Genomic DNA, 14,035 nt, shown 5'->3' on the forward strand with positions numbered 1-14,035 from the left:
CGCCGCGGGGACGGACACGGGGTCATGACCTCGACGATCGCCGCCCTGGTGCGCTACGCGCTCGTCGGCGTGGTCAACGCCGCGACCTACTACGCCGTCTACCTGCTCGTGCTCGCCGAGGTCGGCTACCTGACGGCGCACGTGATCGGCCTGGGCGTCGCGATGGTCGCCTCGTTCTTCCTCAACTGCCGCTTCACCTTCCGGCTCCGCCCCACCTGGCGGCGCTTCGTGCTCTACCCGGCGTCCCAGGCGGTCAACATCGCCGCCACCACGATCGGCGTGGTCGCCCTGGTGGGCCTCGGGGTGGACGAGCGGATCGCGCCGCTCGCCGCGGCGGTGCTCGCCGTCCCGGCGAGCTTCCTCGCGGCCCGGTTCGTGCTCGCCCGGGGCCGGCGACCCCAGGTGGCGGAGGTGGCCGTCGATCTCGACCCGGCCACCCTGCGCCTCACCGTGCCGCGTCGTCCCGTCGCCGGATCGTGATCGTGGTCCACGCCCCGACGTGGATCGTGTCCCCCGGGCTCAGCGGCACCGGGGTGTCCGGCGCGAGCGGCTCGGCGCCGTAGTTCACCGTGGTCCCGTTGGTGGACCCGGTGTCGAGCACCACCCAGCGGTCGTCGCCCACGGCCAGCAGCACCGCGTGCCGGTGGGACACGCCGGGATCGCGCGGCGGGCCCGTCAGGTCGATCCCGGGCGCGCCCGACGCCGGGTCGGTGCCGGTCCGTGCGGGCGCGGTCGCCTCGTCGGCGACCGGCCGCCGCCCGATCGCGACCTGCTCGCCGGTGAGCTCGACGGTGAACTCGCGGGGGTCGCGCGGGAAGTCGGGCACCGGCGCCGACCCGTCGTCCCGCGCGCACACCAGCTCGTAGTGGTCCCGGTCCGCCCGGACGTGCGCGGTCCAGCCCGTCACGCGGACCCGTCGTCGGGCGGGTCCACCGTGGACTCCGCCGAGGTGTCGCGCCGCGGGGTGTCCTCGACGTCGAGCGGGATGAGGATCGGGCCGGTGTCCTCGCTGCCGTCGGCCCGCGGGTCCCACTCGCCGCCCGCGCCGTCGGCCGGGTCGAGCGGCACCAGCGCCACGGTCGCGTTGTCGTACCCGCCGTCGGCGAGCGCGGCGTCGACGAGGGCCCGGGCGTCGCCGAGCACGTCGGCCTCGCCCCGCCCGGACGCGAGGACGGCGGCGAGCCGGTCGGCGTCGGGGACGTGGTTCCAGATCCCGTCGCTGCAGAGCATCAGGAAGCCCGGACCGGCCGGCCGGAAGCGGCGGGCGCGCGCGGGACCGTCGGGCGAGTCGTATCCGAGCCAGCGGGTCAGCACGTGCGCGCGGCGGTCGGCGTGGGCCTGCTCGCGGCTCATCACGCCCGCGGCCGCGATCTCCTCGGCCCACGAGTCGTCGGTGGAGAGCAGCTGCGAGGTGCCGTCCCCGGCGAGCCAGTAGATCCGGCTGTCGCCCACCCAGGACACGACCGCCGACCCGCCGCGAGTGACCGCCCCGGTGTAGGTCGTCGCCGGCGGGTCGGCCGGGTCGCCGTGCCGGACGAGGTCGGCCGCCGCCTCCGCGGCCGCCCCCGCCCCGGTCGCGGCGAGGTCGTCGAGACCGAGCGGACCCCGCCCGTCGGGTCGAGCTCCGCTGCGCTGCATCTCCCACGTGGTGATCCGGGTCAGCACCGCCGCCACGCACGCCTCCGCGGCCGCCAGCGAGGCCTCGTCCCCGCGCCGCGCCGAGGCGACGCCGTCGCACACCGACGCGACCAGCACCTCGCCCTCGGCGGTCGCGATGCGGCCCAGCGCGCACGCGTCCTCGTTGCGTCGGCGGCGCAGCCCCCGGTCGGTGACCGCCGCGGCCGGGCCGAGGCGGAACTCCACGTGGTCGCGCACGGCGGGTCGGCGCGTCCCGCAGCGCCCGCACACCACGTCCTGCGCCTCGTCGACGCTCGCGCCGCACTCCGGGCAGTCGGCCGTCTCGATCTGGGTGCGCGTCGCCTCCAGCACCGCCCGCAGATCGGTGTGCTCGCCGGCGCTGCCCGCTGGCCCCACGGACTGCACCGGGACGCCGCCGGTGGGGTCGGGGTCGTCGACGGCCGGGTCCTGCGTGACGGCGGCCGGGTCCTGGTCCGGGCCGTCCGGATCCGGGTCGCCGGGGCCGTTCGTCGGGGACGGCGGCGCGGTGGACTCGGTCACGGCGGGCGGACTCCTGTCTCGAACTGGGACGAGCGTGCGGGGGACGGCAGGGAGTCATCTTGGTGTACGCGGCCCCCGAGGTCCGGCAGACCCACGCCGTGATCGCCGGGTTGCCCCGGGAGGGTGGTCCACGGCCCCGTCCGGCGCAGCGCGAGGGCCAGGTCGTCGGCGAGGGCCGCGACGTCGGGGTGGCGCGCCGCCGGGTCGGGGGACGTCGCCCGCCGGATCACGTCGTCGAGGGCCGACGGCGCCCGCGGCGGCCCGAGGTGGGGCAGCTCCGGGGCGCCGAGCAGCACGTCCAGGGACCGCCCGAGGGCGAACACCTCCGACGCCACGGACGGCCCGGCGCCCCCCGGCACGATCTCGGGGGCGAGGAAGCCGTCGGTGCCCCACACGGGGCTCGTGCGGTCGTCCGCCCGTCGCAGCGACCCGAGGTCGACGAGCACCGGGCCGCCCGGGGTGCGGAGCACGTTGGACGGCTTGAGGTCGGCGTGCAGCAGCCCGAGGGCGTGCAGGTGCCCGACGGCGGGGGCGATCGCGACCACGACCCGCGCCGCCTCCCCGGCGGTCAGCGGGCCGCGGACGGGGGTGCCGTCCAGCCGGTCGAGGACGAGCCGGGGACCGGCGTGCTCGACCACGTCGCGCAGCGGCACGAGGGCGGGGTGGGGCCGGCCGAGCAGGCGGGTCGCGGCGGTCGCGTCGCCGCGCCCCCGCGCCACGACCACCTCGTCGCCGGTCCACGGGTCGTGGGCGAGGTAGAGCCAGTCACCGCCGCGGGCGAGGACGTCGACGACCCGGTACCGGTCCGCCAGGACCGTGCCCGGCACGAGGTCGGGGCGCAGGTCCACCGACCGGCGGCACGCCGGGCACGTCCCGGTCAGCCGACCCGGCCGGCCGTCGCGCCCGCGCCCGACCGGGGCGTCGCAGTGCGGGCAGGTGCGCCGCGCCTCGGGCAGGAGGCCGGCCGGATCGGTGGGGAACGACCCGGCGTCGGGAAGGGGCGTCCGCAGACGGGTCGACCGCACTCGTCCGTCCACCACGTACCTCGCTCACCCGACGCCACCCGGAAGTGGTCCCGGAGACGATACCCCGTGGGGGAGGGGGGTCAGTCGAGGCAGAACTCGTTGCCCTCCGGGTCGGCCATGACGATGTTGCCGCCGATCAGCGGGGGCTCCGGGTCGACGCGCAGCAGCCGGGTCGCGCCGTGCCCGACGAGGCGGGCCGCCTCGGTCTCCAGCGCCGCCATCCGCTCCTCGCCGGTCAGTCCGGGCGCGGCGCGGAGGTCGAGGTGCACGCGGTTCTTCGCGGTCTTGCCCTCCGGCACGCGCTGGAAGAACAGGCGCGGCCCGCGGTCGTCCGGGTCGACGGCGGCGGACGCGTCGTTGCGGCGCCCGGCCGGGACGCCCCAGGCCTCGAGGGCCTCGTCCCAACTCGAGAACGGCGGCGGGGGAGCCTGCACCACGTAGCCGAGCGCCGTCGCCCAGAACGCCGCCAGCGCGCCGGGGTCCTCCGCGTCCACCGTGACCTGTACCTCGAGGCTCATGGCGGCCATCGTGGCGCCACCGGGGGACGGCAGGAAAGCGTCGTCGCCGTCATCCGGCGACAGCAACGACGCGTTCCTGCCACTCAGGGGCACGGCGGACACGGCCCACCTGGCGGACCGGTGCCGGGGACCGTGTGGCATCTTCGTCCGGCACCGCCCGATCGGGGGAACGGCGGTTCCACCGCCGGCCGTCGCCCCGAGGAGCCCATGAGACCGCGGAGCCCCTGGGTGCTCGGACTGCTGCTCGTCGCGGCGCTGCTCGGGACGGCGCCACCGGCGCTCGCGCAGACCGCCCCGGCCGCGCCGGCCGCTCCTCCGGCCGCCGGTGCCGGCGCGTTCGTCCCGCTGCAGGCCGCGCGGCTCTTCGACTCCCGCGTGCCCACGAAGGTCGTCGACCAGGGCTTCACGACGGCCGGTCCCCTCGGCCCGGGTCAGACGGTCTCGATCCCGGTCGCCGGTCGCGGCGGGGTGCCGGACACCGGCGCGGGCACGGTGGTCCTCAACGTCACCGGCACCACGTTGTTCGGCTCGACCTACATGACGCTGTGGCCGCAGGACGCGCCCCGTCCGCCCACCTCGTCGCTCTCCCTCACCCCCGGGGTCCCGGTCACGAAGACGATCGTCACCAAGCTCGGCGGCGGTGGCGCGGTCAGCCTGTTCAACGTCACGGGGCTCACCGACGCGACCGTCGACGTCGTCGGCTGGTTCCCGGAGAACTCCCCGCTCGCCTCCGGGGTGCCGCAGCGGGTGCTCGACACGCGGGCCGAGGGCGCCCTCCGGCCGGGCGAGCAGCGTCGCGTGCAGGTCGACGGCCGCGGGTTCGCCCCCGCGCCGCCCGGCTCGTCGGTGCTGCTCTCGCTCACCGGGACGGACGCCTCGCAGCCCACCACCGTCACTGCCTGGGGCACCGGCGGGGTGAAGCCGTTCGCCCCGCAGCTCACGCTCGTGCCGGGCGACACGCTGCCGAACATGACGATCGTGCCGGTCGGCGACGACGGGTCCATCACGGTCGCGAACCAGGCCGGCACCGTCGACGTGCTGGCGGACCTGGTGGCCGTGGTGCCCGTCGCGGTGGGCCGGGCGGTCACGCCCGCGCGCCTCTACGACAGCCGGACGCCCGATCCGGCCACCGCCGCCGTCGGGACCGGGCCGCTGACACCGGGCCAGATCCGCACGGTCCCCGTCCTCGGCCGCGCGGGGCTCCCGACGACGGGGGTCTCGTCGGTCCTGCTGAACGTCACCGGCCTCTCGCCGGCCGCGAACGGCGCGATCGGCGTCTGGGGTGCCGGACCGCCGCCGACGACGTCGGCCGTGGTCGTCCCCGCGGGCGCCGTGCGGCCGGGCTTCGCCGTGGTGCCGGTCAGCCCGCAGGGCACGGTCCAGGTCGCCGACGCCGGGTCGGCCATGCACGTCGTGCTCGATGTCGTCGGCTTCCTCGCCGGCACCCCCGGAGCGGCGCCGACCGGCCCCGCCGCGGTGCCCGGTGGTCCCGCGCCCGACGGCGGGAAGCTGCTGTGGCAGGCGGACTACGCCGACGGGCTCGCCAACTACCGCTCGACGCCGTGGAACCTGGTGGGCGCGGCGATGCCCGCCGTCGTGGGCTCGCCCGCCGGCCCCGCCCTGCAGGTGACGATGCCCGGCGGCGGGCAACGTGCCGAGCTCGAGCCGAACTTCCGGTCGCTGCGCGAGGGCGACGACCTGTTCTTCGGGTTCTCGGTGACCCTCGCGCCGGGCTTCCCGGCGGGCACCGACGACTGGCAGGTGATCACCCAGTGGAAGAACGACGGCACCGGGTCGCCGCCGATCTCGGTCAAGGTCGGGGGCGGTCAGTTCCAGCTCGACGGCGGGTTCGACCGCGGCGCCCCGTTCGAGATCCCCATGGGGGCCGCCACGCCGGGCCGGGCGCAGACGGTCGTGGTGCACGTGCGCTTCGCCGAGGGCGGCGGGTCGGTGGACACCTGGGTCGACGGGAAGCAGACGATTCGTGGCTTCCGTCCCCCGGCGGGCACGCTCTACCCGGGGACGACGAGCTACCTGAAGACCGGCATCTACCGGAGCACGGCGATCGGCCAGCCGGGCACGCTGTTCTTCGACGACTGGCGGATCGGCACCAGCTACGCGGCGGCGTACCCCCGATGAGCGGGGGGTGGCTGCCCTCCGGCACGACCCGGGTGCGATGCTGGCCGGACGCAGGCCCGGGCCGGTCACACGCCACGTAATCGGTTGCGTGTCGTCCTCCCGGGTGGCCCGATCAGTCGGCAGCACGGAGACGCAGTGACTTCATCGACCCCAGCGCCGGGGAGCCCGTCGGCCGACGGCGCCCACGAGGAGCCCACGCACGGCCGCCACGGCGCGGACCGGTCCCGCCACGGCTCGGCCGTCCCGACCCCCGCGCCGGCCTCCGACGCGGCGTCGGGCGGGGCGAGCTCGGATTTGGCGGCCGCGGCCGACGAGGCCGACCGCGCCCTCGCGGAGATGGCGAAGGCGGCCCAGCGGGCGGTCGCCGAGGCGCACGACGACGGGCACTCGGCCGTCGCCCAGGGCTACGAGGAGGCCCGGCGGGCCGCCGAGCAGGCCTACGAGCAGTCGTCGGTCCGGGCGGGCCGTCCGTAGAACGACACGCGCGGGAGGGGGCCGCGGGGTGGGCGTCCACACCAGGGTGACCGAGCAGGGGGTCCTGCTCCGCTTCAGCGGGCGGGACCGCGTCTACGCGTTCCGGGCCGGGCTCTTCCTGCCGATCGACCGGGTCCTCGGCGCCCGCACGCTCGGCCGCCGGGACGCGGTGGTGGCCAGCCCGCGCGTCCACCTGCCCGGCATCAGCGTGCCCGGGCTGCTGCGCGCCGGCACCTACGGCGTCGGCGAGCGCCGGCAGCTCTGGATGGTGCACGCCGCGACCACGCTGCTGGCGATCTACCTGCGCGGGGAGCCCTACCACCGGGTGGTGGTGGAGGTGGACGACCCCGAGACGCTGTCGCGCGTCATCAACGACGCGATCCCGCCCCGCGGCCTGCCCGCCGGGCGGCGCCCGACCGCCTGACCGGCACCGACCCGGGGTCGGGACTGGTCAGCTCTTGGGCCCGACCAGCGCCGACGCGGACTCGTAGCTGCGGGCCACGCGGGCGTCGACGAGGAACAGGTTCGCGGTCTGGGAGATCGCGGAGTCCCGGTAGATGCCGGTCTTGAGGTACGAGTCGTCGCCCTGGTAGCGCGTCCCGCCCGGCGGCTTGTAGCCGGTGATCCGCTGCTGGCCGTTCTGCCACACGTCGACCGACGCCTTCGAGGGGTCGGTGGAGAAGACGATGTGCACCACGATGTCGGTCTGCCGTCCGGTGAGGGCCGGGCCGATCGGCACCGAGAAGTAGTTGCCGCCCGGGTCGTCCCCGCCGGCACCGCCGTCGAGCTTGAACTGGCCGCCCTCGACCTTGACCTCGATCGGCGGGCTGCCGTCGCCGGAGTTCTTCCACTGCGCGAGGACCTGCCAGCCCTCGGCGTTCACGGGGAAGTCGTCGGGGAGGTTCCACGCGAAACCGAACCAGGCCTCGTCGCCCTCCCGGTAGAACTGGATGTTGGGCTCGAGCTCGCTGCGCCGCCCGCCCCCGGGGACGGTGAACTCCAGCGCCTTGGCCCCGGAGACGCCGGGGGCGTCGACGAGCTCGGGCGCCGGGGCCCCGTCGTTGTTGTAGGGCGTGTCGCGGAAGTTGCGCAGCGGGTCGGGGCCGGAGAGCGAGGCCTGCCAGATCGGCGGCGGCACGGTCGCCGGGTCGGGCGCTCCGGTCAGCGGGGGCGGGGTGTCGGTGGCGGTCACGCCGGAGCCGCCGCCGCTGCCGGTCGACCGGCTCGGCTCGTCGGTCGAGCAGCCGACCACCACGCCTGCGACGAGCAGCAGCGCGACCGCCGCCCCGAGTACGCCGTGCGTCCTCACTGGCCCGTCCCCTCGGCGATCAGCGGCTCGAGCGTGAGCGACGGCTGGTTCTGCATGACCGCCTGGAGCCGCCACTTGTGCGGGAACAGGGCCAGCAGCTCGCCGTCCGAGCGGCGGGTCAGCACCTCGATGCCGACCGCCCCCTTCAGCGCCTCGACGCCGGCCGCGTCCGTGCGGCGGGCGATCGTGTAGTCGAGCCGTTCGAGCTTGATCGGCGCCGAGAACTCGTCGCCCAGCCGGGCGGAGACCACCTCGAACTGCAGCGGGCCGACGGCGGCCAGCACGGGGGCCTGGTCACCGCGCAGGTCCGAGGAGAGCACCTGGATGACGCCCTCGGAGTCGAGCTGCTCGATGCCCTTCCGGAACTGCTTGGTCTTCGACGCGTCCGCCACTCTCGCCACGGAGAAGTGTTCGGGGGCGAAGCTCGGGATGGTCGGGAACGTGACCGGCTTCTCCGCCCAGAGCGTGTCGCCCGGACGCAGCGCGTTCGCGTTGACCAGCCCGACGATGTCGCCGGGGAAGGCCTCGTCGATCGTCGAGCGGTCGCGGCCGAACATCGCCTGCGCGTACTTCGTGGCGAAGGGGCGCCCGGTGGCGTCGTGGGTGAGCACCATGCCGCGCTCGAAGCGCCCCGAGCAGACCCGCACGAAGGCGACCCGGTCGCGGTGCGACTTGTCCATCGAGGCCTGCACCTTGAACACCAGGCCCGAGAACGGCGACTCGATCGGGCGCTCCGGCCCGCTCGCCGAGGGCCGGGGCGCGGGCGGCGGGGCGAGCTCGACCAGCGCGTCGAGCAGGCGCGCGACGCCGATGTTCGACAGCGCGGCCCCGAACATGACGGGGGTGGCGGTGCCCGCGTGGAAGTCGACGGGGTCGAAGTCGGCGCCGATCTCGCCGAGCAGCTCGAGCTCCTCGGTGGCCCGCTCCCAGTCGACGCCCTCCTCGGCGGCGGCCCGCTCGGCGTCGAGGATCTCCTCGGCGGCCTTCGAGGCGCCGTGGGCGGCGCGGGTGAAGCGGCGCATCGTCCCGTCGGCGCGCTCGACGAGCCCGTGGAAGTCGCCCGCGATCCCCACCGGCCAGGTGATCGGCATGGGCCGCAGCCCGATCCGCTGCTCGACCTCGTCGACCAGCTCCAGGGGCTCGCGCCCGGGGCGGTCCCACTTGTTGACGAAGGTCAGCACCGGCACGCCGCGGGCGCGGCAGACGTCGAAGAGCTTGAGGGTCTGCGGCTCGAGACCGCGGGCGGCGTCGAGGAGCATCACGGCGGCGTCGACGGCGGCGAGGACCCGGTAGGTGTCCTCGGAGAAGTCGCCGTGCCCCGGGGTGTCGAGCAGGTTGATCACGTGGTCGCGGTAGGCGAACTGGAGGACGGCGCTGGTCACGGAGATCCCGCGCTCGCGCTCCATGTCCATCCAGTCGGACGTCACGCCCTTGCGCCCGCCCTTGCCGTGCACGGCGCCCGCGGCCGAGATGACCTCGGCGTGCAGCGCCAGCGCCTCGGTGAGCGTGGACTTGCCCGCGTCGGGGTGGGAGATCACGGCGAACGTCCGCCGTCGACGTGCCTCGGCCGTCGGCGTGCCGCCCGGCCCCGCGTGCGGGGACGTCACGGTCATCGCCCGTCCCCTGGTCCTCGTCCCCCGACGCCAGTACCCATCGTCGATCAGGTTACGGGGAGCAGCCGTGTGGCCGACGTTCGGGGGACGGCGGACCCCCGGGGGTCGCTCGGCGCCTCCGGGGAACCGTCGACCGGATCACACGCGCGCCCGCTGGGACCGGGCGCGATCCCTTGGCACACTGCTCACGGACGGACCGCCCGGTTTGGTGTGGCCGTCTAGGCGGCGGCCGGCCCTCCCGGGGGGAGAGGGCCGGTCGTCGTCGTCATCACGAGCCGCCCAGGCCCCGCACCTGCTCGATCAGCCCGTTCGCGGCGTGCTCGAAGAAGCCGTCGACGTCGGGCCCCGCGTTGATCAGCGCGAGGTGGTCGTAGCCCGCGTCGACGAACGGCTTCGTCACCGCGAGGTGGCGTTCGAGGTCGGGCCCGCAGCCGAAGTTCTCCGCCATGACGTCCGCGGTGACGAGGGCGGTGGCCGCGTCGAAGTTCACCGGGTTCGGCAGTTCGGCCTGCACCTTCCAGCCCGGAATCCCGAACCGGAAGAGCGCGCGGGCCGACTCGGCGGCCTCCTCGACGGTGCTCGCGTAGGCCAGCGGCACCTCCGCGTAGGTCGGGCCGGCGCCGCCCGCCGCCCGGTAGCTCTCGACGAGGTCGCCCCGCGGCTCGGTGACGAACAGGCCGTCGCCCAGTTCCCCGGCGAGCGCCGCCGCGCGCCGGCCCCCGGCCGCCACCACGATCTTCGGCAGCTCCTCGGGCAGGTCGAACACCCGGGCGTCCTCGAGCGTGAGGTGCTGTCCTTCGTAGCTCTGGTAACCGCCCTGCCAGAGCAGTTTGATGATCTCCAGCGACTCGCGGAACATCCGGTGCCGCACGTGGACCGGCGGCCAGCCCTGCCCGACGACGTGCTCGTTCAGCCGCTCCCCGCTGCCGACCCCGAGGGTGAAGCGTCCCTCGGCGAGGATCTGCGTGGTCGCGGCGGCCTGCGCGATGACCGCGGGGTGGTAGCGGATCATCGGGCACGTCACCCCGGTCGCGAGCTCGATGCGCTCCGTCTTCGCCGCCATCGCCGCGAGCATCGACCACGCGAACCCCGAGTGCTGCTGCTCGGACACCCAGGGGTGGAAGTGGTCGGAGATCTCGACGAAGTCGAATCCCGCCTGTTCGGCCAGCACGCACTGGCGCACCATCTCGACGGGCCCGTAGGCCTCGGCGATGAGCTTGTATCCGATCTTCACGCCACGGGGGTGCCCGATCCTCAGGCGTTCGCCCCGGCTCCGTCGAGCGGCTTGTCGGGCTCGATCCGCGGCATGTTCCCGCCCCCGCCGTCGTCGTCTGGCTCGACCCAGATCGTCACCGGCGCACCCGCCGGCACCTGGAAGCCCGCCTTCGGCTCCTGGTCGGTGACCGTGCCGCTCACCGTGGGCGGCGTGTCGGGGTCGGGGTCGACCGCGACCACCCGCGAGGAGATCGCGAGCTCGTGCGCGTCGGCGGCGGGCAGCCCGACCAGCGCCGGCACCAGCACGAGATCGGGTTCGACCATGCGGTGACCGTAGCGCTGCGCGCAAGCAATGCGTCACTGCTCGCACCTGACGCCAGGAAATCCACACGGTCCCGACGACGGGGCGCGCGGCCCGGGATCCGCCGGTGCGGTTGGATGCCCTCCAGCGCCGACCCTGGCGGGGGTCGGCTGGTCGGGGGACGAGGAGCGACGCGATGAGCCCACGAGGGACGTCCGCACGGGTGAAGATAGCCGGTGCTCTGCTCGCCGCGGGCCTCGCCGTCGCCGGCTGCACGGGCGGGAGTCAGAGCGCGCCGCCGCTCGCGTCGTCCACGCCGTCCGGTGCCGCGCCGACCTCCTCGAGCGCCCCGGCGGCGCCGGCGACCCCGCTCGGCGCGCCCGCGCAGTTCGTCCCGTGCGACGGCAGCTTCGAGTGCGCCCAGATCACCGTGCCGGTCGACTACTCCGTGCCCACCGGCCCCACCATCACGATCGGCATCGTCCGGCAGCCCGCGAGCGACCAGGCGAACAAGCTGGGCGTGCTGCTGGTCAACCCCGGTGGCCCCGGCGGCTCGGGGATCGAGACGGTGGAGAGCGGGCAGGTCCCGGCCGCGGTCGCCGCCCGCTTCGACGTCATCGGCTTCGACCCGCGCGGCGTCGGCCGCAGCGCGAACCTGGCCTGCCCGATCGGTCCGGACACCCCGTACTACGGCGACCCCGACCCGGGCGACCCGGCGGGCGAGGCGTCCACGGCGCAGGCCGTCGACCGCTACGACCAGGCGTGCGGTGACGCCAACCGGCAGCTGCTGCCCCACCTCGGGACGCGGGACGTCGCGCGGGACATGGACGCGATCCGCGCGTCGCTCGGCCAGCAGCAGATCTCCTACCTGGGCTACTCCTACGGCACGTCGATCGGGCAGGTCTACGGCGAGCAGTTCCCGCAGCGCGTCCGTGCGATGGTGCTCGACGGCGTCGTCGACGTGACGCTGCCGGGCCTCGACCCCAGCCAGGCCGAGAGCTTCGAGAACTCGCTGCGCCAGTTCGCCGCCGACTGCGCCACGCGCCCGGACTGCGAGGCGGGCCCGGACGCGATCGCGATGCTCGACCGGGTGCGCGCCCGCGTGGAGGCCGCCCCGCTCCCGGTGCCGGGGATGTCGCCCCTGTCGCCGGGGCTGCTCGAGCTCGGCGTCGTGCTGCCGCTGTACTCCAAGGGCAACTGGCCGACCCTGGCCAAGGCGCTCAAGGCCGCCGACGGCGGCGACGGCGGGCCCTTCCGGCGGCTGGCCGCCACGTACTTCGAAGGCTCGAACTCCGACACCTACAACGCGGTGACCTGCCTGGACAACTCCTGGCCCCGCAACCCCGACGACGTGTTCGCGCAGGCGCGCGCGGCCGAGCTCCGGGCGCCGCACTTCAGCGGCAACGTGCTCGTGTCCGGGCTGACGTGCGCGAAGTGGCCGGTCCCGCAGGACCCGCTGACCCCGCCGACCGGGGCCGGCCTGCCGCCGACGCTGATCATCGGCACCACGAACGACCCGGCCACGCCGTACGCCAACAGCCAGAACCTGGCCCGCCGGCTCCCCGGCTCGGCGCTGCTCACCTACCGCGGGGACGGGCACACGATCTACGGGCAGGGCCAGACCTGCGTCGACGACCAGGTCAACCGCTACCTCATCTCGCTCACGCTGCCGTCGGCGATCGCGGTCTGCTGAGCTCCCGGGGAGGCGAAGCCGACGTCCCCGGCGCATCCGGGTCACGGTGACTCGGATGGTCGGGGGCACTCGCGAGCGCAGGCGTCCGGCTAGCGCGAGGGTCACGTGAGGCACGCCGACGCGGGGCAGACGCTGCGTGGCGTGTGCCTCGCCGGCGGGAACGGCGCCCTGATCGCCGGTAGGGTCGGACACGGTGTGCCGGGAAGTCTGGTCGGCGGTCGTGCCCGCCTGCCCGGAGGTAATCCCGTGACCGAGCCCGCCACCGGCACTCCCCGCCGTGACCGCCTGCGCCGCAGCCGTGCCGGGCGGCTGTTCGTCCCGCCGTCGCCCGGGGAGTCCACCCGGATCGGCGAGATCCTCCGCAAGGAGACCGTCGGGGGCGCGCTGCTGATCGGTGCCGCGGCGCTGGCGCTGATCTGGGCGAACACGCCGTGGCGGGACGCCTACACCGGTCTCGCGAACCTGACGGTGGGGCCGGCCGCGCTGCACCTCGACCTCAGCCTCTCGACCTGGGCGGCCGACGGTCTGCTCGCGATCTTCTTCTTCGTCGCCGGCCTGGAACTCAAGCGCGAGTTCGTCGCGGGCGACCTCCGGGAGCCGGCCCGCGCGGTGCTGCCCGTGGCGGCGGCGGTCGGGGGCATGGCGGTACCGGCCGTCATCTACACGGTGATCAACCTGAGCAACCCGGACGGTCTCGTCGGGTGGGCCGTCCCCACCGCCACCGACATCGCCTTCGCGCTCGCGATCCTCGCCGTCATCGGCCGCGGCCTCCCCACGGCGTTGCGCACGTTCCTGCTGACGCTGGCGGTCGTCGACGACCTGCTGGCGATCACGATCATCGCGATCTTCTACACCGCCGACCTCGCGGTCGGCCCCCTGCTGCTTGCCCTGATCCCGCTCGTGCTGTTCACGGTCCTGGTGCAACGGCGGGTGCGCTCCTGGTGGCTGCTGCTGCCGCTCGCGGCGATCACGTGGGTCCTCGTCCACGAGTCGGGCGTGCACGCCACCGTGGCCGGTGTGCTGCTCGGGTTCGCCGTCCCGGTGGTGCGGCGGAGCCCGGGTGACGGGCCGGGCCTGTCCGAGTGGTTCGAGCACCGCTGGCGCCCCATCTCCTCCGGCGTCGCCGTGCCGGTCTTCGCCTTCTTCGCCGCCGGGGTCACCGTGGTCGGGCAGTCGGACCTGGCGGCGACGTTCGTCAACCCGATCACGATCGGGGTGGTCGCGGGGCTCGTCGCCGGGAAGGCGATCGGAGTAACCGGGGCGACGTGGCTCGTCCAGCGGTTCACCCGCGCGCAGCTCGACGAGTCCCTGCGCTGGGTCGACGTGTTCGGCCTGGCGCTGCTCGCCGGCATCGGGTTCACGGTGTCGCTGCTCATCGGCGAGCTCGCGTTCGGGGGCGGAACCGAGGCCGACGACCACGTCAAGGTCGGCATCGTGGTCGCCTCGCTGCTCGCGGCACTGCTGGCCGCGGCGGTGCTGCGACTCAGTGCCCGCTCCCGCGCCGTCGCGTCGGACTGAGACCGCAGCGTCCACATCAGGCCCGGAGGCGTCAAGGAGCCGTCAAGGTCGT

The 14,035-nt window shown here is 75.0% G+C and carries 14 protein-coding genes; 6 read left to right on the forward strand and 8 right to left on the reverse strand.

Annotated features, from left to right (window positions below):
- Positions 1-24: 24 nt before the first annotated feature.
- Entirely contained in the window at positions 25-480 is a 456-nt protein-coding gene (locus tag BJ983_RS22875; RefSeq protein ID WP_179795916.1) for a GtrA family protein, read from the forward strand.
- Here the strand turns inward: BJ983_RS22875 and BJ983_RS22880 are convergent.
- The 4 genes from BJ983_RS22880 to BJ983_RS22890 all read right to left on the reverse strand — a co-directional run bounded on the left by BJ983_RS22880 (position 446) and on the right by BJ983_RS22890 (position 3,721).
- On the reverse strand, positions 446-907 hold the full coding sequence (locus BJ983_RS22880) for an FHA domain-containing protein (RefSeq protein WP_218890414.1): 462 nt from the start codon (positions 905-907) through the stop codon (positions 446-448). The genes BJ983_RS22875 and BJ983_RS22880 overlap by 35 nt on opposite strands.
- The gene (locus BJ983_RS30265; RefSeq protein ID WP_218890416.1) at positions 904-2,178 is read right to left on the reverse strand and encodes a protein phosphatase 2C domain-containing protein; all 1,275 of its coding nucleotides are present in this window, start codon (positions 2,176-2,178) and stop codon (positions 904-906) included. Before BJ983_RS30265 ends, BJ983_RS22880 begins: the two co-directional genes overlap by 4 nt.
- Positions 2,175-3,203 (reverse strand): protein kinase domain-containing protein, encoded by a 1,029-nt coding sequence (locus BJ983_RS22885; protein WP_179795918.1) that lies wholly within the window; start codon positions 3,201-3,203, stop codon positions 2,175-2,177. Before BJ983_RS22885 ends, BJ983_RS30265 begins: the two co-directional genes overlap by 4 nt.
- A gap of 80 nt (positions 3,204-3,283) precedes the next feature.
- Positions 3,284-3,721, reverse strand: a complete 438-nt coding sequence (locus BJ983_RS22890; RefSeq protein WP_179795919.1) for a VOC family protein — start codon at positions 3,719-3,721, stop codon at positions 3,284-3,286.
- 207 nt (positions 3,722-3,928) lie between these two features.
- Between BJ983_RS22890 and BJ983_RS22895 the strand changes: the two genes are divergently transcribed.
- The 3 genes from BJ983_RS22895 (at position 3,929) to BJ983_RS22905 (ending at position 6,758) form a co-directional block, all read left to right on the forward strand.
- Complete coding sequence (locus BJ983_RS22895; RefSeq protein WP_179795920.1) at positions 3,929-5,860, forward strand: heparin lyase I family protein; 1,932 nt, start codon at positions 3,929-3,931, stop codon at positions 5,858-5,860.
- A 135-nt stretch (positions 5,861-5,995) separates the two neighbouring features.
- Positions 5,996-6,334 (forward strand): hypothetical protein, encoded by a 339-nt coding sequence (locus BJ983_RS22900; RefSeq protein ID WP_179795921.1) that lies wholly within the window; start codon positions 5,996-5,998, stop codon positions 6,332-6,334.
- Between the two features lie 46 nt (positions 6,335-6,380).
- On the forward strand, positions 6,381-6,758 hold the full coding sequence (locus BJ983_RS22905; protein ID WP_179795922.1) for a hypothetical protein: 378 nt from the start codon (positions 6,381-6,383) through the stop codon (positions 6,756-6,758).
- A gap of 27 nt (positions 6,759-6,785) precedes the next feature.
- Here the strand turns inward: BJ983_RS22905 and BJ983_RS31115 are convergent, their stop codons facing one another.
- The 4 genes from BJ983_RS31115 to BJ983_RS22925 all read right to left on the reverse strand — a co-directional run bounded on the left by BJ983_RS31115 (position 6,786) and on the right by BJ983_RS22925 (position 10,795).
- Positions 6,786-7,643, reverse strand: a complete 858-nt coding sequence (locus BJ983_RS31115; RefSeq protein ID WP_179795923.1) for a heparin lyase I family protein — start codon at positions 7,641-7,643, stop codon at positions 6,786-6,788.
- Positions 7,640-9,256, reverse strand: coding sequence for a peptide chain release factor 3 (locus BJ983_RS22915; protein WP_179795924.1), 1,617 nt, complete (start codon positions 9,254-9,256; stop codon positions 7,640-7,642). The genes BJ983_RS31115 and BJ983_RS22915 overlap by 4 nt, the downstream gene beginning before the upstream one ends.
- 268 nt (positions 9,257-9,524) lie before the next feature.
- Positions 9,525-10,490 carry a TIGR03557 family F420-dependent LLM class oxidoreductase gene (locus tag BJ983_RS22920; RefSeq protein ID WP_179795925.1) on the reverse strand — a complete coding sequence of 322 codons (966 nt, stop codon included), beginning with the start codon at positions 10,488-10,490 and terminating at the stop codon, positions 9,525-9,527.
- 20 nt (positions 10,491-10,510) lie between these two features.
- Positions 10,511-10,795 carry a PASTA domain-containing protein gene (locus tag BJ983_RS22925; protein ID WP_179795926.1) on the reverse strand — a complete coding sequence of 95 codons (285 nt, stop codon included), beginning with the start codon at positions 10,793-10,795 and terminating at the stop codon, positions 10,511-10,513.
- 173 nt (positions 10,796-10,968) lie between these two features.
- Between BJ983_RS22925 and BJ983_RS22930 the strand changes: the two genes are divergently transcribed.
- Both BJ983_RS22930 and nhaA read left to right on the forward strand, forming a co-directional pair.
- On the forward strand, positions 10,969-12,465 hold the full coding sequence (locus BJ983_RS22930; protein ID WP_179795927.1) for an alpha/beta hydrolase: 1,497 nt from the start codon (positions 10,969-10,971) through the stop codon (positions 12,463-12,465).
- A gap of 246 nt (positions 12,466-12,711) precedes the next feature.
- On the forward strand, positions 12,712-13,983 hold the full coding sequence (gene nhaA, locus BJ983_RS22935) for a Na+/H+ antiporter NhaA (RefSeq protein ID WP_425484787.1): 1,272 nt from the start codon (positions 12,712-12,714) through the stop codon (positions 13,981-13,983).
- Positions 13,984-14,035: the final 52 nt, after the last annotated feature.

The organism is Actinomycetospora corticicola, assembly GCF_013409505.1.
Taxonomy (GTDB): domain Bacteria; phylum Actinomycetota; class Actinomycetes; order Mycobacteriales; family Pseudonocardiaceae; genus Actinomycetospora; species Actinomycetospora corticicola.

Coding starts and splice junctions, on each gene's coding strand:
- BJ983_RS22875 (WP_179795916.1), top strand. CDS start 25: ATGACCTCGACGATCGCCGCCCTGGTGCGCTACGCGCTCGTCGGCGTG.
- BJ983_RS22890 (WP_179795919.1), bottom strand. CDS start 3,721: ATGAGCCTCGAGGTACAGGTCACGGTGGACGCGGAGGACCCCGGCGCG.
- BJ983_RS22895 (WP_179795920.1), top strand. CDS start 3,929: ATGAGACCGCGGAGCCCCTGGGTGCTCGGACTGCTGCTCGTCGCGGCG.
- BJ983_RS22915 (WP_179795924.1), bottom strand. CDS start 9,256: ATGACCGTGACGTCCCCGCACGCGGGGCCGGGCGGCACGCCGACGGCC.
- BJ983_RS22925 (WP_179795926.1), bottom strand. CDS start 10,795: ATGGTCGAACCCGATCTCGTGCTGGTGCCGGCGCTGGTCGGGCTGCCC.
- BJ983_RS22930 (WP_179795927.1), top strand. CDS start 10,969: ATGAGCCCACGAGGGACGTCCGCACGGGTGAAGATAGCCGGTGCTCTG.